Origin of the sequence: Tardiphaga sp. 862_B3_N4_1, from assembly GCF_051811085.1 — a bacterium.
GTDB classification, from domain to species: domain Bacteria; phylum Pseudomonadota; class Alphaproteobacteria; order Rhizobiales; family Xanthobacteraceae; genus Tardiphaga; species Tardiphaga robiniae.
Map to the genome: position 1 here is coordinate 2,878,791 of NZ_JBPWQB010000001.1, position 22,982 is coordinate 2,901,772.

Below are 22,982 nucleotides of genomic sequence, written 5' to 3' on the forward strand. Positions count from 1 at the left end.
GATTGCGAACTTGTGATGTGCCCGGGCTTCCCACGCTGTGGTGGCCGTGAGATGGTCGAATATGGATCTTCGTCGGCTCCTGAAACTCTTTCTAGCGATTGTTGTGACCATCGGCCTGTCGGTGGCGCCGGTGGTGACTCCGGCGGCTGCCAACGGGCCGTCGGCCACGATGACCGATATGTCGGCGATGTCTGGAGACATGCCCTGCTGCCCATCCGAACAGAAGAGTAAGGATTGCCAGGACTGTCCACTTCTCGCGATTTGTGTGTTGAAGACCGCCCAGGCGGGGCCTTCCCTGGCGCCACCCATGACGGTTCGCCACGCCGTCCGAACCTACCACTCGGTGCTGAATGACGCGCTGACTGATGGCGTCAACCGCCCCCCTCCAGACCACCCTCCTCGCACTTCGATCTGAGCGGCGCTGAGCGCCGTCGCTGCCGCTTGCCTCCTGGCGCGCGGATAACGCATGCCGTTCGCGGCACATCAGATTCAATCGAGGATACCAAACCATGAAGAGGTCTAACTCCCCGCGCGCCTTCCGGGCCGCGTTGATCGCTGTCGCTTTGGGCGGCGCAAGCACGGCTGCACTGGCTGACATCAAGGACTACACGTTCGAGCTCGTCGATCAGTCCGTTCAGGCCGGCCCCGACAAGATCATCACCGTCCGCTTGATGAACACCAAGACCGGCAAGCCCGTGCCGGATGCCGTTATTTTTGCAACCCGTCTCGACATGGCTCCTGACGGCATGCAGGAGATGGCCACCAAGGTCACGCCAGTATCGGGGGCCGAGCCCGGCACCTACAAGTTCAAGGCCACTTTCGGAATGGCCGGTCGCTGGCAGCTTTCTCTCGGCGCCAAGGTGCAGGGAGAAACCGGCTCCGTCGAGAACAAGCTCGTCATCACGGCGCAGAAATGAACCGCGCCGTTTTAGCTGGTACCGCCGCCGCGTTCATCGCGGCGGCCGGAGGCGGATTCATCGTCGCGCAGCGGCCGTTGACGCGCAACGTTGTCGCCGTGACTGCCGCTTCCGCACAAGAAATCCAGGCGCCGATCTACTATCAGGATCCGGACGGGAAGCCCGCATACTCGTCGACGCCGAAGAAAACGCCGGACGGCCGCAACTACCGTGCTGTCCCGGCGGACGCCGACGTGAGCTTCGACGACGCCGTGGCCGAACCAATGCCGGGTCCGAGTTCCGCGGCTACGGAGCACAAGATCAAGTATTACCGCAATCCGATGGGACTTCCTGACACGTCGCTGACGCCGAAGAAGGACTCCATGGGGATGGATTACATCCCGGTGTTCGACGGCGACGATTCCGACGATGGATCAGTCAAGCTCTCTCCGGGCAAGATACAGCGCACGGGCGTGAAGTCCGAGCCAGCCACCAGGCGCGTGATCCGGACGACGATCCGCGCACCCGGCACGATCCAGCTCGACGAGCGACGCATCTCCGTGATCTCGATGCGCGCGGAAAGCTGGGTGCAAAAGGTTGCCGATGTCACCACCGGCACAAAGGTCCGCAGCGGGCAGCCTTTGATGGATATCTACAGCCCCGCAATCTCGTCCGCTGCGGCGGAATACGTCGCGACCATCACATCGAAGACGACGGGCGGCGATGGACTGTATGGGCGCGGGTCGCGTCAACGGATCATGAATCTCGACGTTCCGGACACGGTGATTGCCGAAATCGAGAAGAGCCGCATCGTCCCGATCTCCATCGCGTGGGCCGCACCGCGGGACGGCATCGTTCTCGAGCGCAACGCCATCGAAGGGATGCGGGCGCAACCCGGCGACATCCTCTTTCGTATCGCCGACACGTCGCTCGTCTGGGCGATGGTCGATGTCGCGGAGCGCGATCTTGGAACCATTGCCGTCGGACAGCCGGTGAACGTCCGGACGCGTAGCCTCTCCGGCAAGCAGTTTGCAGGCAAGATCAACGTCATCTACCCGCAGGTCAATCGCGAGACCCGGACGACACGCGTCCGTATCGAACTCGCGAACGCCGATCTCGCTCTGCTACCGGACATGTATATCGACGCTTCGATCGAGACCGGCAGTGCGGATCCGATCGTGTCCGTCCCGGAGAGCGCTGTGATCGATACCGGCACCCGGCAATCGGTGTTCATCGACAAAGGACAGGGCCGCTTCGAACCGCGCGGCGTCGAACTCGGCCGTCGCGGCGGCGGCTATGTCGAACTCCGCGAGGGAGTCGCAGACGGCGAACCGGTCGTCATTTCGGCCAATTTCCTGATCGATGCAGAAAGCAACTTGAAGGCCGCGTTGAAGGGCTTCTCCGACGCGAGGAGCCCACAATGATCGCCCGCATCATCGCATGGTCGGCGCGCAATCTGCTGCTGGTGTTGTTCGGCACAGGGTTCGCCGCAGCCGCAGGCATCTACGCGCTGGCGCATCTGCCGCTCGACGCCATCCCCGATCTCTCCGACACGCAGGTCATCGTCTATACCGAATACCCAGGCCAGGCGCCGCAGGTGATCGAGGATCAGGTCACCTATCCGTTGACGACGGCAATGCTCACAGTGCCGAAGTCGAAAGTGGTGCGCGGGTTCTCGTTCTTCGGCGTGTCGTTCGTCTATGTCATCTTCGAAGACGGGACCGACATCTACTGGGCCCGGTCGCGCGTTCTCGAATTCCTGAACGGAGCCACGTCCCGCCTGCCCGCCGGCGTCACGCCGACGATGGGCCCCGATGCCACCGGCGTCGGCTGGGTCTACCAATACGCGATCATGTCCAAGGAATTGAACCTTGCCGACACACGGGCGATCCAGGACTGGAATCTGAAGTTTGCGCTCGCCAAAGCCGAAGGCGTCGCTGAAGTCGCCAGCGTCGGTGGCTTCGTCAAGCAATATAACGTCGTGCTCGATCCGCTTCGGATGCGCGACCTCGGCATCACCATGCAGAAGATGCGCGACGCTATTCGCGCCAGCAACGCCGATGTCGGCGGTCGCACGGTGGAGCTGTCCGAATTCGAATATGTCATCCGCGGCAAGGGCTATCTGAAGTCGATCAACGACCTCGGCAATGTCGTGCTCAAGACCAACAACGGCACGCCCGTCCTGCTGCGCGACGTCGCGCGCGTCGAACTGGGCCCCGACGAGCGGCGCGGCATCACCGAACTCAATGGTGAAGGCGAAGTCGCCAGCGGCATCGTGCTGCAGCGTTTCGGCGTCAATGCGCTCGACGTCATCGAGAACGTCAAGAAGCGCTTCAAGGAGATCGCCAGCAGTCTGCCGAATTCCGTCGAAATCGTTCCGGTTTACGACCGCTCGAACCTGATCAACGCCGCCATCGCCACGCTCAAGCACACGTTGCTGGAGGAAAGCGTTGTCGTCGCACTCGTCTGCATTTTGTTCTTGCTGCATGTTCGCAGTGCGCTGGTCGCGATCCTGATGCTGCCGGTCGGCGTGCTGATGGCGTTCGGCGCCATGAAGCTACTCGGTCTTGGCTCCAACATCATGAGTCTCGGCGGCATCGCGATCGCCATAGGCGCCATGGTCGATGCCGCCATCGTCATGATCGAGAACGCCCACAAACATCTCGAACGCGCGGATCCCGGCAAGTCGCGCGTCGAGGTCCTGATCGAGGCAGCCTCCGAAGTCGGCCCGGCACTGTTCTTCAGCCTGTTGATCATCACCGTGTCGTTCATGCCGATCTTCACGCTGGAATCCCAGGAAGGACGGCTGTTCAGTCCTCTGGCGTTCACCAAGACGTTTTCGATGGCAGCCGCCGCCATCCTGTCGGTGACGCTGGTCCCGGCCCTGATGATCATCTTCGTTCGCGGCCGGATCGTTCCGGAACACAAGAATCCGATCAACCGCTTTCTGATCTGGGTCTACCGGCCTGTCATCACCGTTGTGATGCGCGCGAAGACTCTGGTCGTCCTGCTCGCAGTCGCCGTTCTCGCGGCGAGCGTCTGGCCGGCTCGTCAGCTCGGGACCGAGTTCATGCCCAGTCTGAACGAGGGCACGCTCATGTATATGCCGACGACGCTGCCGGGCATCTCCGTCACCAAGGCCGGAGAACTGCTGCAGATGCAGGACAGGATCATTCGGTCTTTTCCGGAGGTGGCTTCGGTCTATGGCAAAGCGGGGCGCGCTGCCACGGCGACCGATCCGGCGCCCTCCGAAATGTTCGAGACAATCATTAACCTCAAGCCGAAGGAAGAGTGGCGATCCGGTCTCACGGTCGATGGACTGATCGCCGAGATGGACAAGGCGCTGCAGTTTCCGGGCGTGTCGAATGCCTGGACCATGCCGATCAAGGCCCGCATCGACATGCTGTCGACAGGCATCCGCACGCCCATCGGCGTGAAGGTGATCGGCACCGACCTCGTCGAGATCGATCGGCTTGCCAGGCAGATCGAGCAGGTGCTCAAGGCGGTGCCGGGCACATCGTCGGCCTATGCCGAGCGCGGCATCGGCGGCTACTACCTCGATGTGACACCGGATCGAGAGGCATTGGCGCGCTACGGCATCATGATCCAGGACGTCCAGGACGTGATCGGAACCGCGCTCGGCGGCCAGACGGTAACGACGACCGTGGAAGGCCGGCAACGCTTCACTGTCAACATGCGGTACCCCCGCGACCTCAGAGACAGCCCGCAGGCCATCGCCAGCGACGTGCTGGTGCCGATGCCCGGAGGTGGCGCGGTCCCGCTCGGCGAAGTGGCCAGGATTACGCTGGCGAGAGGGCCGACGTCGATCCGGACGGAGAACGGACAGTTGGCCACCTACATCTATGTCGACATCCGCGACCGCGACCTCGGCGGCTACGTGGCCGACGCACAGCGCGCGGTCCAGGCGAGCATTCAATTTCCGCCTGGCTACTACGTGATGTGGAGCGGCCAGTACGAATATCTCGAACGTGCGACGGCGCGCCTGAAGATCGTCGTGCCGGTGACGCTGTTGATCATCTTCCTGCTGCTTTACCTGAACTTCCGGTCGATCACCGAAACGATGATCGTCATGCTGTCGCTGCCGTTCGCGCTGGTCGGCGGCCTGTGGCTGATGTGGTGGCTCGACTTCAACCTGTCGGTTGCAGTCGTCGTCGGCTTCATTGCGCTGGCCGGCGTTGCCGCCGAGACCGGCGTGGTGATGCTGATCTACTTGAATCAGGCATTGACCGCGATCCAGGCGCGACGGGACATTGAAGGACGATCTCTGACGCGCAACGACCTGTACGACGCCATCATGGAGGGAGCTGTCGAACGCGTCCGCCCCAAGATGATGACGGTGGTCGCCATCATGGCGGGCCTGCTGCCGATCATGTGGAGCACCGGCACGGGCTCGGAAATCATGCAGCGCATCGCGGTGCCGATGATCGGCGGCATGATCTCGTCGACACTGCTAACCCTGATCGTGATCCCCGCGATCTATGCAATTGTTAAGGGCTATCGGCTGCCTCAGGCCGGCTTGATCTCGGCAGAAGAGATCGTGCCCGTGACCAGATAGCCCGGAGCTTGGAGGGACGTGTTCGGACTCAGCCGAACACGTCCTGCACGACGCCGTCCTTGATCACATCCACGCCGTCGAGCGTGATCGTGGTCTTGAAGATCGGCAGATCGAAATGCCCCGCGGTGTAACGGCCCGCGAATTCATTGGCACCGGTCGAGAACAGGAAGTTGCCGGCCACCGCGCGGATTTCCGTGCCGTTGGTATCGCGCTGGTCATACATCTGCAGCGCCTCGTAACGCGCATTGGGATTCATGCCCCAGCCCACATGCGACACGGCATAGGCTTCGCGGTCGCCCCACGCCGCGAGATAGCGCTTCATCATCTCGGCGTCAGCGCCCTCGCCCGTCAGCTCGGTGAGATAGTCGTCCTTGAACAGCATCCGCACCGGCGACGTCAGATAGCGCTTGAAGGTCAGGTTGATATCGCCTGCATCCATCACCACCGTGCCATTGATGGTCTTGCTCTTCGGGAAGCTCACCACGATGCCGCCCGGCCAATGTGCCAGCGTGCCCGGCTTGTCGGTCCAGCCCCAGACGCCGACGGTGGCTGCGCCTTCCATGTTGACGTCCAGATCGGTGCCCGCCTTCGAGGTCACCTTCATGTGCTTCGTGCCGCGCAGCATCTTCGCCGCCGCGCGCACGCGCTTTTCGAGCGCCGAGTCCGGCACCATGCGCTCAAGCGCTTCCGGATGCTCGTTGGAAATCACGAGAATGCGCGCGCCGGCCTTCAGGATCTCCGGTGTTTCCTTGGCATGCATCAGGCCTTCGATGGTGCAGTCGACCACGAAGCCGGCCTGCTGCAGCGCTGATACAACCGGCCCGAGTTGCTGGATCGCTTCGGACGCGCCGGTGGAGCGGATCGGCACGACCTGCTTGTTGCGCGGCGTCGGCACCACGACGTGGAACGGCCGCGCGCCCATGCGGAGCAATGCCAATTCGGCAATGTGCACATTCAGCGCGCGCGATTGCGTCTCGGAGAGGATGGCGGCAGTGTCGCCGGGCTTGACCGCGCAGCGTTCGAAGATCTCGCAGAATGCGTCGATCCATTTCGCCTCGATGCGATCCGCCAGCATGCCGTTTCTCCGTGTTTTAAAGCGATTATGGTTGGATGATAGGCGCGGTCATGTTATATGAAAAGGAATATTTTTAATCTTGAAGGACAATCCGGCGCTGTATTTTGGGCAGTCGCTGATGTTGCGGAGCGGCGAATTCCATGGCGTTTGACAAGACGGCGCAGGACAAGGTCGCGGACGACAAGCTCGTGGACAAGGCGCAAGCGGTCAACCCCGCCACCTTCCGTCAGGCGCTGGGCCAGTTTCCGACCGGCGTCACCGTGGTCACCGCCACCAATGGCGACCATCCCGTCGGCATGACCGCGAACTCCTTCTCGTCGGTCTCGCTCGATCCGCCGCTGGTGCTGTGGAGCGTCGCGAAATCTTCACCGAGCCACGATCCCTTCGTCGAGGCTGATGCCTTCGCCATTCACTTTCTCGGCGCCGATCATGGCGAGCTCGCGATGCGTTTCGGCCGCCGCGGCTCCGACAAGTTTGCTGATATCGCCCATGCGCCGGGCATCAGCGGTGCACCGCTGATCGAGGGCCTCGCGCCGATCTTCGAATGCAAGACCTGGGCGCGCTATCCCGGCGGCGACCATACGATCCTGGTCGGTGAAGTCGTGCACTTCGTCGAGCGCAATCACGACCCCCTCGTCTTCCACTCCGGACAACTCCGCCGCATCGACAAGGCACAGCCACGTGCGCCGGCTCTGGCCAGCAACAGTTTTGCGCGCAGCTACCTGTCCTATCTCCTGGCGCGCGCCAGCTTCAACGTGTCCAGCTCGTTTCACGCGCGGCTGAAGGAATGGGAGCTCACGGTGCCGGAATGGCGCGTATTGGCCTGCCTCGCCGATGTCGAGGGCCTGTCGGTCGGCGAGCTCGCCGCAATGGCGCTGATGAAGCAGCCGGGCCTGACGAAAGTGCTCGACCGCATGGAGCGTGACGATCTCTTGAAGCGCAAGAGCACCTCGAACGATCGGCGCCGCGTCACGCTCTACCTGACCGCAAAGGGTCGCGCACGCGTCAAGCCGGTGCAGAAGGCGGCGCTCGAACATGAGACAGAGCTGCTGAGCCGCTTCAGCGACGACGAGCGCGCGACCATCAAATACACGCTGGATCTCCTGATCGACAGCGGCATGTCGGACGCGACGAGCGAATAGCAACAATCACTGCTTGTCTCCTCCGTCATTGCGAGGAGCCCTTGCGACGAAGCAATCCAGTCTCTCTTCAAATAAAGAACTGGATTGCCGCGTCGCTTCGCTCCTCGCAATGACGGCGGAAAGGCTCGAGCAAACGAAAATGCCCGGCGCAAGGCCGGGCATGACGGAGAGAGTGTCATTGTTTGTAAGTGAGCGACGCCGTTACTTGATCGGCGCGACGACCTTGCCCTTCAGCTCGGAGACGTCGAGCTTCTTCGGCAGCATTCCGGATTCGACATAGGTGTCGAGCATCTTCTGGATCGCGTCGAAATTCGGCGCAGCACCCGGATCCCTGGCGAAATCATTGTCCTTCAGCAGATAGGTTTCCAGCACCGGGATCGGCGCCTTCATCACTTCATTGACGACCTTCAGCGTTTCATCGCGGTTGGCCAGCGCCTTCTGCATGCCGAGCGTCAGATCGCGCACATACATTTTGGCCAGTTCCGGATTCTTTTCGATGAAGTCGGCGCGGCAGGCTTCGAGAATATGCACGATGCCATCCTGCTGCTGCGACAGCGAGAACAGCTTGCGGGTGCCGCCCTTGGCTTCCATGCGCGCCGCAAACGGCTGGTTCATCACGGCGGAGTCGACACGGCCCGAACGCAGTGCTTCTTCCGAGAGCGCGAAGCCGACTTCAACCAGCTTGACGTCCTTGGCCGGATCGAGACCGGCCTGCTTCAGCAGGATCGCCATCGGGCCATAGATGCCGGAGCCGAGCGTATTGATCGACATCGTCTTCCCCTTGAGGTCGGCGATGGTCTTGATCGGCGAGTCGTCCTTCACCGCCCAATAGACCGAAAAGCTGCCCGGCTTTTCGAACACGTGCTGCGCAACGATCGAAGCCTTGAGGTTGCCGCTCTGCACGCCCTGCGCCAGTGCCAGCACCGATTGCGTCGCGCAATCCAGCGCGCCGGCCGCGAGTGCCTGCGTCATCGGCGCGGTGCCCTGAAACTGCACCCACTCGATATTGTATTTCTTGCCGAGATCCGCGAATTCCTGCGGACGCTTCATCATCCAGTATTTGGATTCTTCGGCCGGGATGGTCCAGCCAACCTTGATGGTTTGTTGGGCAAATGCCGAGCCACTGCTCAGCAACGCTCCGAGTGCCAGAGCCGCCACAACGCCACGCTTCGATGCGATCCGCTTCATCCTGAACTCCTCTGTTTTCAGCGATCCGGCCGCAGTCAGAAACGAATGCAATTCTCTTGCCGAAGCGCTCCCCACTCACAATTGTTTCATGCTTCAAATGATCGCGCAATATGCCTCGCTATGGGCTATATTGAAGCAGACTGGTTGAACTGCCAGCCCGGGAATTGATTCACCATGAGCAATGACTCCTTCTTCTCCGACCTCCTCGCATCCATCTCGGAACGCGGACGCACTCTGCTGCGGCTCGGTCCCGCATCTGTCGATCCCAAACAGAACGCATCGGATTTGATCGAACTCTGTACGGAGCTGTTGTCAGGACGCGGCGAAGCGTCCGGCACGGTCCTCGCGCGCGGCGTGCTCGATCGCTACAAGAGTCTCGACGAGGCCGGCCGCCTCACCTTCTTCGAAAACCTCGCACAGAATTACGGTCCCGATCGTGACAAGCTTGAAAAGGCCATAGCGGCATGGCGCGCCAAGCCGACCGGCGACATCTCCGGCGAATTGCATTTTGCATCCGAGCCGCAGCGGCAGGAACTGTTTCGCCGGCTAAACCGCGCCCCGAACGCGACCAGCGAACTCGTGAAGATGCGTGAAGATCTTCTCGATCTGAAGAATGGTAACAAAGACCTCAACGCCGTCGATCGCGACGTCGTTCATCTCTTGGCATCGTGGTTCAACAGGGGATTTCTGGTGCTGCGCAAGATCGACTGGTCCACGCCCGCCAATGTGCTCGAAAAAGTCATCAAATATGAAGCGGTGCATGAGATCCACGACTGGGACGATCTGCGCCGCCGCATCGATCCCGTGGATCGCCGCTGCTACGCGTTCTTCCACCCTGCCCTTGTCGATGAACCGCTGATCTTCGTCGAGGTTGCGCTCACCGAAACCATTCCGGGCGCCATCGCCCCGCTGCTCGCGGTCGATCGCCAGCCGGTGCCGATCGAGCGCGCGCGCACCGCGGTGTTCTATTCGATCTCCAACTGCCAACGCGGTCTCGGCGGCATTTCGTTCGGCAACTTCCTGATCAAGCAGGTGGTCGAGGAACTGCGCCGCGAATTGCCGAAGCTCGACACTTTCGTGACGCTGTCGCCGGTGCCGGGTTTCATGAAGTGGCTCAAGAAGGCCGATGACCTCAACCTGTCCAATGAGGATCAGGCGCTGGTCGACATGCTCGCCGATCCGCTATGGGTCAACGACACGGCACTGACTGCGCAGCTCAAGCCCGTGATGGAACAGCTCGCCGCGCATTACTTCCTGAGAGCCAAGAGCCCACGCGGCGGTCCGATCGATTCCGTTGCCCGCTTCCATCTCGGCAACGGCGCACGGCTCGAGCGCATCGACTGGCTCGGCGACACCTCAGCCAAGGGCCTGCGCGAGTCCGCCGGTCTGATGGTGAACTATCTGTATCATCTCGACGATATCGAGAAGAACCACGAAGCCTATGCCGACCATTACGAGATCGCGGCATCGAGCGCGGTGAAGAAGCTGCTGAAGAGTGAAAGCGGCGGTGGCCTGCGTTTGCTGGACAGCATGCGGTTGTCGCGGGCGGAGTGAGATAGGCTTTTAGGTTTATGGCTGTCGTCCCCGCGAAGGCGGGGACCCATAGACTCCGAATTCAAATCGGAGCGCTATGGTTTCGACCACGTTTCAATTTTTAGAAGTAGTGGTTATGGATCCCCGCCTACGCGGGGATGACAATTGAGAGAACCGAGCAAAAAGCTCATACTCCTCACTTACAAGGCTTGCTGTCCTTCACATTGAACTTGCTCATGGCGCCGCCGATGACGAAGTCATTGTAGTCCAGCATCAGCGACCGCGAGACGCCGTTCTCATAGAGTTCGAACGACATCGCATAGACCGGCGTCTGCTCGCCGCCGTCGGACGATTTGGCCGATTTGTCGTAATAGCTGACGGTGACCGGCCAGCGCGTCAGCTTCTTCATCCCGTCATCGCCCGTCGAAGGATCGGGTTCGCTGACCTTGCGGTCGCCGGGGATCGCCTGCCCTATCACCGTGAGCGTGCTGTAGACCTTCTCGCCTGTATCCGACCCGTCGTAGACATTCAGTTCCAGCACCGACTTGCCTTCGCGTGCGGCAGCAATGATGCGATGGATCTGCTCGGTCGGAAACACCGTGGAGCCCTCCAGCGTGAAGGTCTTCGCCACCGGCTGCTTGAGCTTGACGGTGACGTGATCGCCCTGGCGTTCCGCCATGCCGTCGACGGCGCTGGCATCACCGTCATTCATCCGGGTGTCGATCTTGAACCGATAACTCTTGCCGTCGCCGGCTTCCCAGCTGGTGGAGCGCAGATCGCTCAGCGTGGTCTTGTCCTCGCCGCTGTTGAGCTCCGAAACCTGACGGAAATCCGACGTGTAGCCTTCGCAGGCACTGCCGGTAAAATTATAGAGGATGCGGCCGCTGGCGCTGTTGACGCTGGCATTGCCGCGCGACTTCAACAGCTTCAGCTCATACAGCGCCTGATGCGCCACGAACGGCGTGCCCGCAGCAGGCGGAGCCGCGAATGCCGACACCGGCGCCGCAAAGGCCGCCATGGTCAGTGCCAGCGAGGCAGCCTGGAATCGCGAAACGGAGGAAATGCGGCGCATGGGTTTTCCCTGGATTCTGGAACTACAACAATAGAGAGCGTCCTATTGCGTCGCAACTACGGCCGCGCCGGATTCGCACTGCGCAAATGCCACATTCTGCAGCAAATCTTGCCAGAACCGCACTATTGCGGGGCGGCCCGGCGTCGCCGGATCGTCACTTGCGCGGCGACGCGGTATGGGTGAAACAGACGGTGCCTGAACCCTTTGGGGAGTTTTGTTCGGGCACTTCATCAATCATTTGGGGAATCATAATGGCAGGCACTGTCGAGCAGAAACTTGCGGATCTGGGGGTCAAGCTTCACGAGCCCATCAGCCCCGTGGCGAATTATGTCGGCTTCGTCCGCACGGGCAATCTGCTGTTCGTCTCCGGTCAGATCTGCAAGGACGCGAACGGCCAGCTGATCGCCAAGGGCAAGCTCGGCGCCAGCGTGACCATCGAACAGGGCGTCAATGCCGCCCGCGTTTGCGCGATCAACCTGCTCGCTCAGGTCAAGGCTGCCCTCGGCGATCTCGACAAGGTTGCACGCGTCGTCCGCCTCGGCGGCTTCGTCAATTCGACGCCGGATTTCATCGACGCACCGACCGTCATCAACGGCGCCTCGGATCTGATGGTCGCAGCCTTCGGCGACAAGGGCCGTCACTCCCGCGCCGCTGTCGGCGTCGCTTCGCTCCCCGCCGATTGCGCGGTCGAGGTCGACGCGGTGTTTGAAGTCATCTAGCTTTTCGTTTTGACGCGTTTTCTTCACGCGAACCAGTATCCACTTCGCTTGAAAACGCTCTGATGCAGGACAATCCCGATGCGCGCACCTGACTGGCTCATCGCCCGGCCGGTCGCGCATCGTGGCCTGCACGACCCTGCCCGCGGCATTGTCGAGAACATGCCCGGCGCCATGCACGCCGCCATATCAGGCAATTTCAGCATCGAGACCGATGTGCAGCTCACCGCCGACGGCGAGGCGATGGTGCATCATGACGATGAACTCGGCCGCCTGACCGAGGGCTCCGGCCCCTTGCGCGCGAAGACCTCCACCGAACTCAAGAAAATTGCCTTCAAGGACACGCCGGAGCGCATGATGACGCTCGGCGATCTGCTCGCTCTGATCGATGGCCGCGTCGGGCTCGTGATCGAGATCAAGAGCCATTTCGACGGCGACCGCAAACTGGTCGCCCGCGTCGCCGAGATTCTCAAAACCTATCGCGGGCCGGTTGCCTGGATGTCGTTCGATCCCGATCAGGTTCTCGCGATGCGCGAGATCGCCCCCGAGATCCCGCGCGGCATCACCGCCCAGCGCACCTATGACGACGGCGAGTGGCTGACGTTGACGCAGGCCCAGCGCGACGGCATGCGCCATCTCCGCCATGCCTTCCGCACCCGGCCGCATTTTGTCTCCTACTGGGTCAAGGAACTGCCGGCCCTGGCGCCCTGGATCGCCCGCAACCTGTTCGGCTGCGCGCTCCTGACCTGGACCGTGCGCACGCCGGAACAGCGCGCCATCACCGCCCGCTATGCCGACCAGATGACCTTCGAGGGCTTCGTGCCGTAAACTGAAGGCGTTGCGGCCGGGTCTTGAAGTGTCCGGCGCGATGCACAATCTTAGGAGCGGTCGCCGCGACGGTTGATCGCATATGACCGGTTCAAGTGATTGATGACGTCATCGGAAATTACGCTCGAAGCAGTGGCGTCCATCAGCCAGATTCCGGCCACGGACTGGGATGCCTGTGCCACCGGCCATGCCGATCTCGGTGGCATTGAGAGCCTCGATACGCTGGCCCCCGCGGCCAACGGTTGCGCCTCGAAAGCCAATTACAACCCGTTCGTGTCCCATGCCTTTTTCACGGCCGTCGAGAAGTCGAATTCGGCCTGCGCCCGCACCGGCTGGGGACCGCGCCATCTGATCGCCAAGAGTGATGGCCGCATCGTCGGTGTCGTGCCCTGTTATCTGAAATCGCACTCGCAGGGCGAATACGTGTTCGACCGCGGCTGGGCCGATGCCTATGAGCGCGCCGGCGGGCAATATTACCCCAAGCTTCAGGCCTCGGTTCCGTTCACCCCCGCCACCGGTCCGCGCCTGCTGATCCGCGACGGCGTCGATGTGGAACGCGTCGGCGCGGCGCTGGCCGGCGGCCTCGTCGGTCTCTGCGAGGCCACCGATGCATCGTCCGTCCATATCACTTTCGCGCGCGAGAGCGAATGGCAATTTCTCGCCGCACGCGGCTTCCTGCAGCGGACAGACCAGCAGTTTCATTTCCGCAATGATGGCTACAGCACCTTCGACGATTTCCTGGCAACGCTGAATTCGCGCCATCGCAAGGCGATAAAGCGCGAGCGCCGCGATGCGCTGGCCAATGGCATCACCATCCATCCCCTCACCGGCAGCGAGATCACCGAGGATGCCTGGGACGCGTTCTTCGCCTTCTACATGGAGACCGGCTCGCGCAAATGGGGACGCCCCTATCTGACCCGCGAATTTTATACGCTGATCGCCGAGAGCATGAGCAATGACGTCGCGCTGATCATGGCCAGGCGCGATGGCAAGTGGATCGCCGGCGCCATCAACTTCATCGGCTCGGATACGCTGTTCGGCCGCCACTGGGGCGCCATCGAGCATCACCCGTTTCTGCATTTCGAGGTCTGCTACTATCAGGCCATCGACTTCGCGATCCGCCGCGGGTTGAAGACCGTCGAGGCCGGCGCGCAAGGCGAACACAAGATCGCACGGGGCTATCTGCCGCAAACCACCTATTCGGCGCATTACATCGCCGATCGCGGACTGCGTCAGGCCGTCGGTGAATATCTTCAGCGCGAGCGCGAATATGTCGCGGAGGCCGTCCGCGAATTGACCGAGGCCGGCCCGTTCAGGAAGGGCGACGAGCAGGATTAAGTTGTCTTGACCGGCTCCCCTCTGGCGGCGACAGTCGCCCAAACTTGCGCCGAAATTCTCCGGAGGATTCCATGACCGCGTATGACCCGAACAACATCTTCGCCAAGATCCTGCGCGGCGAATTCCCCTGCTACAAGGTCTATGAGAACGACCACGTGCTGGCGTTCCTCGACATCATGCCGCGCTCCCCCGGCCATACGCTGGTGATCCCCAAGGCGCCCGCGCGCAACATCTTCGACATCACTCCGGACGACTACGCCCATGTGATCCGCGCCGCCCACAAGATCGCCGCTGCCTGCAAACAGGCCTTCAAGGCCGACGGCATGACCGTCGCGCAATATTCGGAAGCGGCCGGCGGCCAGGTGGTGTTTCACCTGCACATGCATGTGATGCCGCGCCACGACAATGTCGGCCTGCTGCCGCCGGCATCGCGCAAGGAAGACCCGAAGGTGCTGGAAGACAACGCGACGAAACTGATCGCGGCATTGGCGGCGATTGGATAGATCGTCGCCTGTCTTACCTCGCCCCGCTTGCGGGGAGAGGGCAACTACTCCGTCTGAAAGTCCCCCGGCTGCGGCGGCGCCAGCGGTGTGAACTCGCAGCGGTCGGGTTTCACGTCCAGCAGCGGCGTCTCGTCCAGACAATCCAGCCCCCGCACGAGCACGGTCGATCCCTCAATCCCCACCAGCTTCACCATGGATGTGCCCAGCGGATTGGGCCGCACCGGTGTGCGCAGTGAGAAGATGCCGCGCGCATTGCCGTCGTTTTTCGGACTCTGCAGCACCAGGTCACGGCGCGACAGATGCAGCCAGTAGATCACCTCAAGATGCTTGTAGAGGTCGAGGTCTTTCAGCCCCGGCACCCACGGCTCGAAGATCTCGAGCCTGCACACCGGGCCGTCATGGCGGCCCTGCCGCGGCGTCTCCAGCCGCGACGTCCAGGGCGTGCGGATGCGCCCGATATAGACGAGGCCCGCATGGTTCGGCTTCGGTGCATCGACGGCGAGTTCGCCGGCGCGGATTTCACTTTCACGAACCATTGGTCACCGTTCTTGCATCCAGTCGATCAATCCAGCGAGATGTTCTGCGCCTTGATCACCTTCGACCACCGGGCCCGGTCTTCGTCAACGAATTCGTTGATCTCCTTGACCGTCTTCGGTCGCAGTACGGGGAAGCCGATCTTTTCCAGCGAGGCACGGAATGTATTGTCGTTCAGGGCGCGGTCCATGCTGGCCATCACGGTCTTGACGACATCGTCCGGCAGTTTCGACGATCCCGCCAGACCGAACCAGACGCCAACCTGATAGTCGGGATATCCGCTCTCGATGACGGTGGGCACGTCAGGCAGATCCGGGCTGCGCTCTTTCGAACTGACACCGAGCGGCCGCAGCAACCCCGCCTTCACGGGCGGCAGCGCCGTTGAGAGCGTATCGAACATCACCTGGATATTGCCGGAGAGGAGATCGGTCAGCGCCGGCCCTGCGCCCTTGTAGGGCACATGGGTCATCTCGACGCCGGCGATCTGCTTGAACATCTCGCCAGCCAGGTGAATCGTGCCACCGGTGCCGGCCGAGCCGAAATTCAGCTTGCCCGGATTGGCCTTCGCGTAGGCCACGAATTCCTTCACCGTCTTGGCCGGCACGGACGGATGCACTTCCATCACGACGGGCAGATCGGTCACCACCGTCAGCATCCGCAGATCTTTCTGCGGATCGTAGGACAGCTTTTTGTAGAGCAGCGGATTGAGCACCATGATGGACGCGGCCGTGACAAACAGCGTGTAGCCATCGGGCTCTGCACGCGTCACCATTTCGGCGGCGATGGCGCCCTGCGCGCCCGGCTTGTTCTCGACGATCGTCGTCTGCTTGAGATCGCGGCCGAGATAATCCGCAACCAGCCGCGCGAGCACATCGGTCGGCCCGCCGGCTGCATAAGGCACCACGAGCTTGATCGTGCGCGTCGGATATTCCGCCGCACGGGCGAGCGGCGCGGCAAAACCCAGCGCAGCGATAACGATGCCGGTTATCAAGGCAGAACTTGCGCGCAATCTCATATCGGCTCCCAACCCCTATTTTTAAGTTGAGCGGAGACTATCGCGTTCACGCGGTCATACAAGGCCGCTACAGCCTGACGCTGTCGTCTATCAACCGAGGATGTATTTGCCGGTGACCATTACAAGCTCCCCGCATGCGACGCCGAGAAAGATCGAGCGCCGGAAAGCGACGAAGACGACGAGGCCGACAGCGACCGCGCCATAGCGCAACGGCGGCGGAACGCTCGCGAGTGCACCGGGCGGCACGACCAGGATTTGCGCGATGACGCCGGCGAGGATCGCGGTGGCCACCGCCCTCACCCAGATCAGTATCTCGGACTCTTCGTCGACACCGCCGCCGAGCCACAGGCCGAGCATGCGCCAGACCTCATTGGGGAGGAAACCCGCCAGCAGCAGCACAAGGAGCGCGTGCCAGTCGCCGATGAAGTCGCTCATCGCCGCCTCCAGCGATGCACGCCATAGGCGATCGTCCCGGCCGAGACGCCGGAGATCAGAATATCGACGCCGGTGTTGAAGAGCGACACGAGAGGAAACAGCGCGAGACCGAGCACGAGCGCCACGACATCGGCGAGCTGTTTGCAGTTGCGCGCCGTCGATAGCAGAAATGCCAGCGGCGTCAGCAACAGGATCGCCGCGCCGAACAGCGGCGGCAGGTTGGCCGCGAGGTGATAGCCGATGAAGGTCGCGGTCAGCGAAGACAACACGAGTCCGAGGCCGAGACCGTTGACGAAGGCGATGCGTCGCTCGCGTGGGACCAGCGGCATCAGCCGGAAGCATTCCACCCACAGCGTCACTGCGATGAAATGCGACGGCAAGATCAGTTGCCGCTTTTTGGTCTCCGGCATGCGCAGCATCGGCAGCACCGACACCACCATTGGAAACAGACGGATCGCACTTACGGTCACCGCGAGCGCCGCCTGGATCACCGTGGCGCCGGAGCCGAGCGCGACGAGAAGAATAATCTGTGCGGGACCGGCCCAGACGAACAATGTGCTGGCCAGCGCCCAGAACAGGCTGAAATGCGTGTCATGGGCCAGCGCGCCGATGCCGATATAGGTCGCAAACAAGACCAGCGTCAGGATGGTCGTGGTGATCGACCGCATGCCGTAAAGGAAGGCCGCCGTACTGCCCTGCCATCTCGGTGAATCCAGTGCAGGAAGCGACACGTGTGTTTGTTTCTTCTTGGTTGATCCGGCCTGTCATAGGCTGCCGAAAGCCGCCGGCGTCAAGAGGCGCCAATGCATGGGGTGCCAGCAGTCACGCTCTGCCGTTGCGCAGCACCAGACAGCCTTGCCCGGCCCGGCGGATCTTGCCGCAGAGATCGTTGGCCTCGTCGCGCGTGTCGGTCCCGATCCTCACCTGATAGAACGTTCGGGTGCCGCGGCTTCTGAACAGCGAACTCAGCAGGTTGGGATCGCGTTCGCCGACCACCGTGCGCAAGCGCAACATCACACGCGCGTAGGACATCAGAGCACGGTCACGATTGAAGCCTGCCGCCAGTTGCACGCCCCATGGCCGTGCTTCGCCGAGCTTCACGCGCGCTTCCAGTTGCGTGACGAAGGGATTGGGCGCGCGCTGCAGCAGCGCCATCAATTCACGGCAGCTCGACGTCGCGGCACGCGGCGGCGTCTTGCCGTTGCGGCCCACAGCCTGCCAGTCCTCGACCGTCGCTCCCGTAATGGCGGAGACATAATTGCGGGTCTCGCCGGGCATGTATCCCTTGCCGTCGAGCCAGTCCTGCACGCGGCGTGGTCCTGCATTATAGGCCGCAGCCGCGAGGCCGAGATTGCCGAACTGGTTACGCAGCTCGCTGAGAAATTCCGCCGATTTCGGCAGCGCCTGCACCGGATCGAACGGATCGAGCAGCCGCCGTTCATTGGCCGTGCCCGGCATGAATTGTGCGATGCCCTGCGCGCGCTGGCCATTGCGCGTCACGGGACCCACGGCATCGGGCTGAAACCGGCTCTCCTGCCAGATCACACGGGCAAAGAATTCCAGCGGCAGGTCGTTGGCCCGCGCTGCGGACTCGATCATCAGACACATCGACTCGCGTGCGTCACTGTCACGTGCCAGATTTGGCTTCGACGGCGCCGCCATCGGCATCATCCGGTCCGCGCCGGGCTTCGCCAATTCGCTGACCGGCAGCTCTTCGGCGCGCACGCCCGCGACCGGCGCAAGCAACAGCGCCGCGAGGCAAATTATCCGGCCGATGATGCTTCCGAACGCCATGCCTGATCCCGCGCGGATTCCCCGCGCCTTGACAGCGGGACCCCAGCAGCTAGCTATGAATGAAAGACGGCAAAAGCGGGAGTGCAAACAATGGCCGAGACGCGCGACGACACATCCGGCTTTGCCAGCGACGACGATGTTCCAATCCAGTATATGGCCCGCACCCGCGCCTATTATCAGGCGATCGGCTATGACGTTCCCTATCGCTGGGCCCACCACGTCGACGCGCCGTTCCAGCCGCTGAAGAAGCCGCTGGCGCAGTCGCGCGTCGCCATCGTCACCACCGCAGCCCCCTTCGATCCCGCCAAGGGCGATCAGGGTCCGGGCGCGCTCTATAACGGCGGCGCCAAGTTCTATCAGGTCTATGACGGCGATACGTCGGTCGATCATGACCTCCGCATCTCGCACATCGCCTATGATCGCGTGCACACGAGGGCAGACGACAGCGGCACCTGGTTTCCGCTGCCCGCGCTGCGCGCACTCGCCGCATCCGGCCGCATCGGCAGTGTCGCGCCGCGCTTCTATGGCGCGCCGACCAATCGCAGCCATCGCGTGACCCTTGAGACCGACGCGCCGGAGATCGTCAAGCGCGCCAAAGCCGATGGTGTCGATGTCGCCGTCCTGGTGCCGAATTGCCCGGTCTGCCACCAGACCATCAGTCTCGTCGCCCGCGAGCTGGAGGCCAATGGCATTGCCACCGTGGTAACGGGCTGCGCCAAGGACATTGTCGAACACGCTGCCGTGCCCCGTTTTCTGTTCAGCGACTTCCCCCTGGGCAATTCCGCCGGCAAGCCGCATGACAAGGCCTCGCAGGCGCAAACCCTGGAATTGGCGCTGCGCCTGCTGGAATCCGCCGTGGGTCCGCAGACCACCCTGCAGTCGCCGCAGCGCTGGGCCAGGGACGCGGTCTGGAAGCGCGACTACAACAATGTTGCCCTGCTCAGCGCCGAGGAACTGGCGCGCCGCCGGGCCGAATTCGACAAGCAGAAGGACATTGCCCGGGGATTGCGCGAGACGGCGGCCTGAGCCCGTCCTGAGGCCGATCACCCCGTCTTTCGGCGATCGCCCTTAACTTTGGTTTACGTTAAATCCGCTCAATCCGCGCGAGAGCCTTCCCCGCCGGATGGAACTGCGTACAGTCCCCGCCTGTAACCTCAGGGGGCCTCAGGACATGGACGAGCGGCGCAAGAACGTCAGAGACAAGGTGATCTACGGTGCCGTCGCGTCCAAGGACCAGAAGGCCAAGGAATGTGTCGTGCGCGACATTTCCGAAGACGGCGCCCGCATCGAATTTGGAAGCGGCGCGCGACTACCAAAGGATGAGCTGACGCTCAACATCGCGCGAAAGGGCCGTTCGTTCCTCGCCAGGATCGTCTGGTGGCGCGACAACATCGTCGGCGTCGCCTTCACCGATCCGCCGGTGGAGAGCAAGGAAAGCTCCGACATCGAAGAGCGGTTGCGCAAGAGCGAGAAGAAAAAGCGCGAATTGCAAAAGCAGATTCAGAAACTGCTGGGGCAGTAAGGCGTTTGGCCAAATAACAAAACCGCAAACTCAGCCCTCATCCTGAGGAGCGCGCTTGCGCGCGTCTCGAAGGATGGGTGCATATGCATTCATGGTTCGAGACGGCGCCGAAGAGGCGCCTCCTCACCATGAGGACAGAGAGCGTATCCCCCAAAACAAAAACGGCCGGTGATCTCTCACCGGCCGTTTTCATGTGTTCAAACGGGCGAGAGCTTACGCCTTCTCCAGCGGCCCCTTGGCTGAACCCGAACCCTTGCCCGACTTCGGCTTCTTCGCCGCGCCGCGCTTCGCCGGCAGCTTCTCCGGCTTCGGCGTCACGGGACCGTCGACGAATTCGAAGCCGATGCTTTCCTGCTCGACACCGAGCACCGCCTCGTCCTTCTTCAGGATGACGCGGACATGGCCGCCATTCTTGAGCTTGCCGAACAGCAGTTCGTCGGCCAGCGGCTTCTTGATGTGCTCCTGGATCACGCGGCCCATCGGGCGCGCACCCATCTGCTCGTCATAGCCGTGCTGGATCAGCCAGGCCTTGGCGGGATCGGACAGTTCGATGGTGACGTCGCGGTCTGCAAGCTGGGCTTCCAGCTGCAGCACGAACTTCTCCACCACCATGCCGATCACATCCGAATTCAGATGTGCGAAGGACACGACCGCATCGAGACGGTTGCGGAATTCCGGCGCGAACTGCCGGTTGATCGCCTCCTGATCCTCGCCTTCCCGCTTGCCGCGGGTGAAGCCGAAGGCCGCACGTGCCATGTCGGCGGCGCCGGCATTGGTTGTCATGATCAGGATCACGTTGCGGAACGAGACCTGCTTGCCGTTATGGTCGGTCAGCCGGCCGTGATCCATCACCTGCAGCAGCACATTGTACAGATCCGGATGCGCCTTCTCGATTTCGTCGAGCAGCACCACGCAATGCGGATGCTGGTCCACGCCATCGGTGAGCAGACCACCCTGATCGAAGCCGACATAGCCGGGAGGCGCGCCGATCAGGCGCGACACGGTGTGCCGCTCCATATATTCGGACATGTCGAACCGAATGAGCTCGACACCCAGCGACGACGCCAGCTGCTTCGCCACTTCGGTCTTGCCGACGCCGGTGGGGCCCGAGAACAGGTAGCTGCCAATCGGCTTCTCCGGCTCGCGCAAGCCGGCACGCGCCAGCTTGATCGATGCCGCCAAGGCTTCGATCGCCTTGTCCTGGCCGAACACCACGCGCTTCAAAGTCGACTCAAGATGCCGCAGCACCTCGGCATCGTCCTTCGACACGCTCTTGGGCGGGATCCGCGCCATGGTCGCGATCGTGGTCTCGATTTCCTTGATGCCGATTGTCTTCTTGCGCTTGCTCTCGGCCACCAGCATCTGCGCCGCACCCGACTCGTCGATCACGTCGATCGCCTTGTCCGGCAGCTTGCGGTCGTGGATGTAGCGCGACGACAGCTGCACCGCAGCCTCGATGGCCTCGTTGGTGTATTTGAGCTTGTGGTAATCCTCGAAATACGGCTTGAGCCCCTTCAGGATCGAGATCGCGTCTTCAACGGTGGGTTCGTTGACGTCGATCTTCTGGAACCGGCGCACCAGAGCACGGTCCTTCTCGAAGTGCTGGCGATATTCCTTGTAGGTGGTCGAGCCCATGCAGCGGATCGCACCCGAAGCCAGCGCAGGCTTGAGTAGATTCGAGGCATCCATCGCGCCGCCCGAGGTGGCGCCGGCGCCGATCACCGTGTGGATTTCGTCGATGAACAGGATCGCATTCGGATGCGCCTCAAGTTCCTTGAGCACCTGCTTCAGGCGTTCCTCGAAGTCACCGCGATAGCGCGTGCCGGCCAGCAAGGTACCCATATCCAGCGAGAACACGGTGGCCGCCGACAGCACTTCCGGCACATCACTGTCCACGATGCGCTTGGCCAGACCTTCGGCGATCGCTGTCTTGCCGACGCCGGCTTCGCCGACGAACAGCGGATTGTTCTTCTGACGGCGGCACAGGACCTGGATCGCACGGTTGATCTCGGCCGTGCGCCCGATCACCGGATCGATCTTGCCGTCACGCGCCTTCTTGTTGAGATTGACGCAATAGGTATCGAGCGCCTCACCCTTCTTCTTGGCGTCGTCGCCGTTTTTGGTCTCGGTCTCCTCGTCAACGCCGCGCACCGGCCGCGCCTCGGAAACGCCCGGCCGCTTGGCAATACCGTGGCTGATGTAATTCACCGCGTCGTAACGCGTCATGTCCTGCTCCTGCAGGAAATACGCGGCATGGCTTTCGCGCTCTGCGAAGATCGCGATCAGCACATTGGCGCCGGTCACTTCTTCGCGACCCGACGACTGCACATGAATGACGGCGCGCTGGATCACGCGCTGGAAACCGGCGGTCGGCTTGGCGTCATCTGCACCATCCGTCACCAGGTTTTCGAATTCGGTTTCGAGATAATTGACAAGGCTTCCGCGCAGCTTGTCGAGATCGACGCTGCACGCCCGCATCACTGCCGCTGCGTCGCTGTCATCCACCAGCGACAGCAGGAGATGCTCCAGCGTCGCATATTGGTGGTGCCGCTCGTTCGCAATCGAGAGCGCCCGATGCAGCGATTGTTCAAGGCTTTGAGAAAAAGTTGGCATTCCGCGTCCTCGTTGGCCCCCACCATCATGATCGTCGTTGCCGGGTCAGGCAACAAGAACCTTTCTCACATATAGTGATGTCTGATCGTGGTGAAAGGCTGGTTCCCGCTGCTTGTTGTGACGCGTCCGCAGAGCACGTCTGTTCATTCCAGCGCATTGTCACATGCGCTGTTGACGCAGCCGAACGACCGCGTTCGACTCA

Annotated in this window: 20 protein-coding genes; 11 read left to right on the top strand and 9 right to left on the bottom strand. The window is 62.1% G+C overall.

The features are described 5' to 3' along the window. The first annotated feature begins 509 nt into the window (after nucleotides 1-509). Genes AB8B02_RS13650 through AB8B02_RS13660 form a run of 3 tightly spaced genes read left to right on the top strand, consistent with a single transcriptional unit; the run spans nucleotide 510 to nucleotide 5,472 of the window. Nucleotides 510-917 (top strand): FixH family protein, encoded by a 408-nt coding sequence (locus AB8B02_RS13650; RefSeq protein ID WP_439064177.1) that lies wholly within the window; start codon nucleotides 510-512, stop codon nucleotides 915-917. Next, nucleotides 914-2,320 carry an efflux RND transporter periplasmic adaptor subunit gene (locus tag AB8B02_RS13655; RefSeq protein ID WP_439064178.1) on the top strand — a complete coding sequence of 469 codons (1,407 nt, stop codon included), beginning with the start codon at nucleotides 914-916 and terminating at the stop codon, nucleotides 2,318-2,320. Before AB8B02_RS13650 ends, AB8B02_RS13655 begins: the two co-directional genes overlap by 4 nt. Next, entirely contained in the window at nucleotides 2,317-5,472 is a 3,156-nt protein-coding gene (locus tag AB8B02_RS13660) for an efflux RND transporter permease subunit (protein WP_439064179.1), read from the top strand. The genes AB8B02_RS13655 and AB8B02_RS13660 overlap by 4 nt, the downstream gene beginning before the upstream one ends. Before the next feature lie 28 nt (nucleotides 5,473-5,500). Here AB8B02_RS13660 and AB8B02_RS13665 read toward each other — a convergent pair whose 3' ends face one another. Then, nucleotides 5,501-6,547, bottom strand: a complete 1,047-nt coding sequence (locus AB8B02_RS13665; protein ID WP_439064180.1) for a peptidase M29 — start codon at nucleotides 6,545-6,547, stop codon at nucleotides 5,501-5,503. 140 nt (nucleotides 6,548-6,687) lie between these two features. Here AB8B02_RS13665 and AB8B02_RS13670 point away from each other — a divergent pair, with 140 nt between their 5' ends. Continuing rightward, nucleotides 6,688-7,689, top strand: coding sequence for a flavin reductase (locus tag AB8B02_RS13670; RefSeq protein WP_439064181.1), 1,002 nt, complete (start codon nucleotides 6,688-6,690; stop codon nucleotides 7,687-7,689). Between the two features lie 201 nt (nucleotides 7,690-7,890). Here the strand turns inward: AB8B02_RS13670 and AB8B02_RS13675 are convergent, their stop codons facing one another. Continuing rightward, complete coding sequence (locus AB8B02_RS13675) at nucleotides 7,891-8,877, bottom strand: ABC transporter substrate-binding protein (protein WP_120292027.1); 987 nt, start codon at nucleotides 8,875-8,877, stop codon at nucleotides 7,891-7,893. Nucleotides 8,878-9,051: 174 nt separating this feature from the next. Between AB8B02_RS13675 and AB8B02_RS13680 the strand changes: the two genes are divergently transcribed. Then, the gene (locus AB8B02_RS13680) at nucleotides 9,052-10,431 is read left to right on the top strand and encodes a malonyl-CoA decarboxylase (protein WP_439064182.1); all 1,380 of its coding nucleotides are present in this window, start codon (nucleotides 9,052-9,054) and stop codon (nucleotides 10,429-10,431) included. A 175-nt stretch (nucleotides 10,432-10,606) separates the two neighbouring features. Here AB8B02_RS13680 and AB8B02_RS13685 read toward each other — a convergent pair whose 3' ends face one another. After that, complete coding sequence (locus tag AB8B02_RS13685) at nucleotides 10,607-11,482, bottom strand: cell envelope integrity EipB family protein (protein ID WP_439064183.1); 876 nt, start codon at nucleotides 11,480-11,482, stop codon at nucleotides 10,607-10,609. 251 nt (nucleotides 11,483-11,733) lie between these two features. Here AB8B02_RS13685 and AB8B02_RS13690 point away from each other — a divergent pair, with 251 nt between their 5' ends. From AB8B02_RS13690 to AB8B02_RS13705, 4 genes are all read left to right on the top strand, one after another. Then, nucleotides 11,734-12,201 carry a RidA family protein gene (locus tag AB8B02_RS13690; RefSeq protein ID WP_120292021.1) on the top strand — a complete coding sequence of 156 codons (468 nt, stop codon included), beginning with the start codon at nucleotides 11,734-11,736 and terminating at the stop codon, nucleotides 12,199-12,201. Between the two features lie 78 nt (nucleotides 12,202-12,279). Further along, nucleotides 12,280-13,026: a glycerophosphodiester phosphodiesterase gene (locus AB8B02_RS13695; protein ID WP_439064184.1), complete on the top strand. Its 747-nt coding sequence runs from the start codon at nucleotides 12,280-12,282 to the stop codon at nucleotides 13,024-13,026. A 102-nt stretch (nucleotides 13,027-13,128) separates the two neighbouring features. Further along, complete coding sequence (locus AB8B02_RS13700; RefSeq protein WP_439064185.1) at nucleotides 13,129-14,364, top strand: GNAT family N-acetyltransferase; 1,236 nt, start codon at nucleotides 13,129-13,131, stop codon at nucleotides 14,362-14,364. 71 nt (nucleotides 14,365-14,435) lie between these two features. Beyond that, complete coding sequence (locus AB8B02_RS13705; protein ID WP_320444560.1) at nucleotides 14,436-14,867, top strand: HIT family protein; 432 nt, start codon at nucleotides 14,436-14,438, stop codon at nucleotides 14,865-14,867. 44 nt (nucleotides 14,868-14,911) lie between these two features. Here AB8B02_RS13705 and tsaA read toward each other — a convergent pair whose 3' ends face one another. The 5 genes from tsaA to AB8B02_RS13730 all read right to left on the bottom strand — a co-directional run bounded on the left by tsaA (nucleotide 14,912) and on the right by AB8B02_RS13730 (nucleotide 18,645). Beyond that, nucleotides 14,912-15,403, bottom strand: a complete 492-nt coding sequence (gene tsaA / locus AB8B02_RS13710) for a tRNA (N6-threonylcarbamoyladenosine(37)-N6)-methyltransferase TrmO (RefSeq protein ID WP_092144388.1) — start codon at nucleotides 15,401-15,403, stop codon at nucleotides 14,912-14,914. 26 nt (nucleotides 15,404-15,429) lie between these two features. Further along, a complete protein-coding gene (locus AB8B02_RS13715; protein WP_439064186.1) occupies nucleotides 15,430-16,416 on the bottom strand; it encodes a Bug family tripartite tricarboxylate transporter substrate binding protein in 987 nt (328 codons plus the stop codon). Nucleotides 16,417-16,506: 90 nt separating this feature from the next. Further along, the gene (locus AB8B02_RS13720) at nucleotides 16,507-16,851 is read right to left on the bottom strand and encodes an AzlD domain-containing protein (RefSeq protein ID WP_439064187.1); all 345 of its coding nucleotides are present in this window, start codon (nucleotides 16,849-16,851) and stop codon (nucleotides 16,507-16,509) included. Next, a complete protein-coding gene (locus tag AB8B02_RS13725; RefSeq protein ID WP_439064188.1) occupies nucleotides 16,848-17,582 on the bottom strand; it encodes an AzlC family ABC transporter permease in 735 nt (244 codons plus the stop codon). The genes AB8B02_RS13720 and AB8B02_RS13725 overlap by 4 nt, the downstream gene beginning before the upstream one ends. A gap of 91 nt (nucleotides 17,583-17,673) precedes the next feature. Continuing rightward, entirely contained in the window at nucleotides 17,674-18,645 is a 972-nt protein-coding gene (locus AB8B02_RS13730; protein ID WP_439064189.1) for a transglycosylase SLT domain-containing protein, read from the bottom strand. Nucleotides 18,646-18,735: 90 nt separating this feature from the next. Here AB8B02_RS13730 and AB8B02_RS13735 point away from each other — a divergent pair, with 90 nt between their 5' ends. Both AB8B02_RS13735 and AB8B02_RS13740 read left to right on the top strand, forming a co-directional pair. Next, nucleotides 18,736-19,671, top strand: coding sequence for a glycine/sarcosine/betaine reductase selenoprotein B family protein (locus AB8B02_RS13735; protein WP_231080319.1), 936 nt, complete (start codon nucleotides 18,736-18,738; stop codon nucleotides 19,669-19,671). A 145-nt stretch (nucleotides 19,672-19,816) separates the two neighbouring features. Further along, entirely contained in the window at nucleotides 19,817-20,167 is a 351-nt protein-coding gene (locus AB8B02_RS13740) for a PilZ domain-containing protein (protein ID WP_068734400.1), read from the top strand. 213 nt (nucleotides 20,168-20,380) lie between these two features. On the opposite strand, the gene clpA is transcribed toward AB8B02_RS13740, so the two are convergent. Next, entirely contained in the window at nucleotides 20,381-22,780 is a 2,400-nt protein-coding gene (gene clpA, locus AB8B02_RS13745; protein ID WP_089263729.1) for an ATP-dependent Clp protease ATP-binding subunit ClpA, read from the bottom strand. Nucleotides 22,781-22,982: the final 202 nt, after the last annotated feature.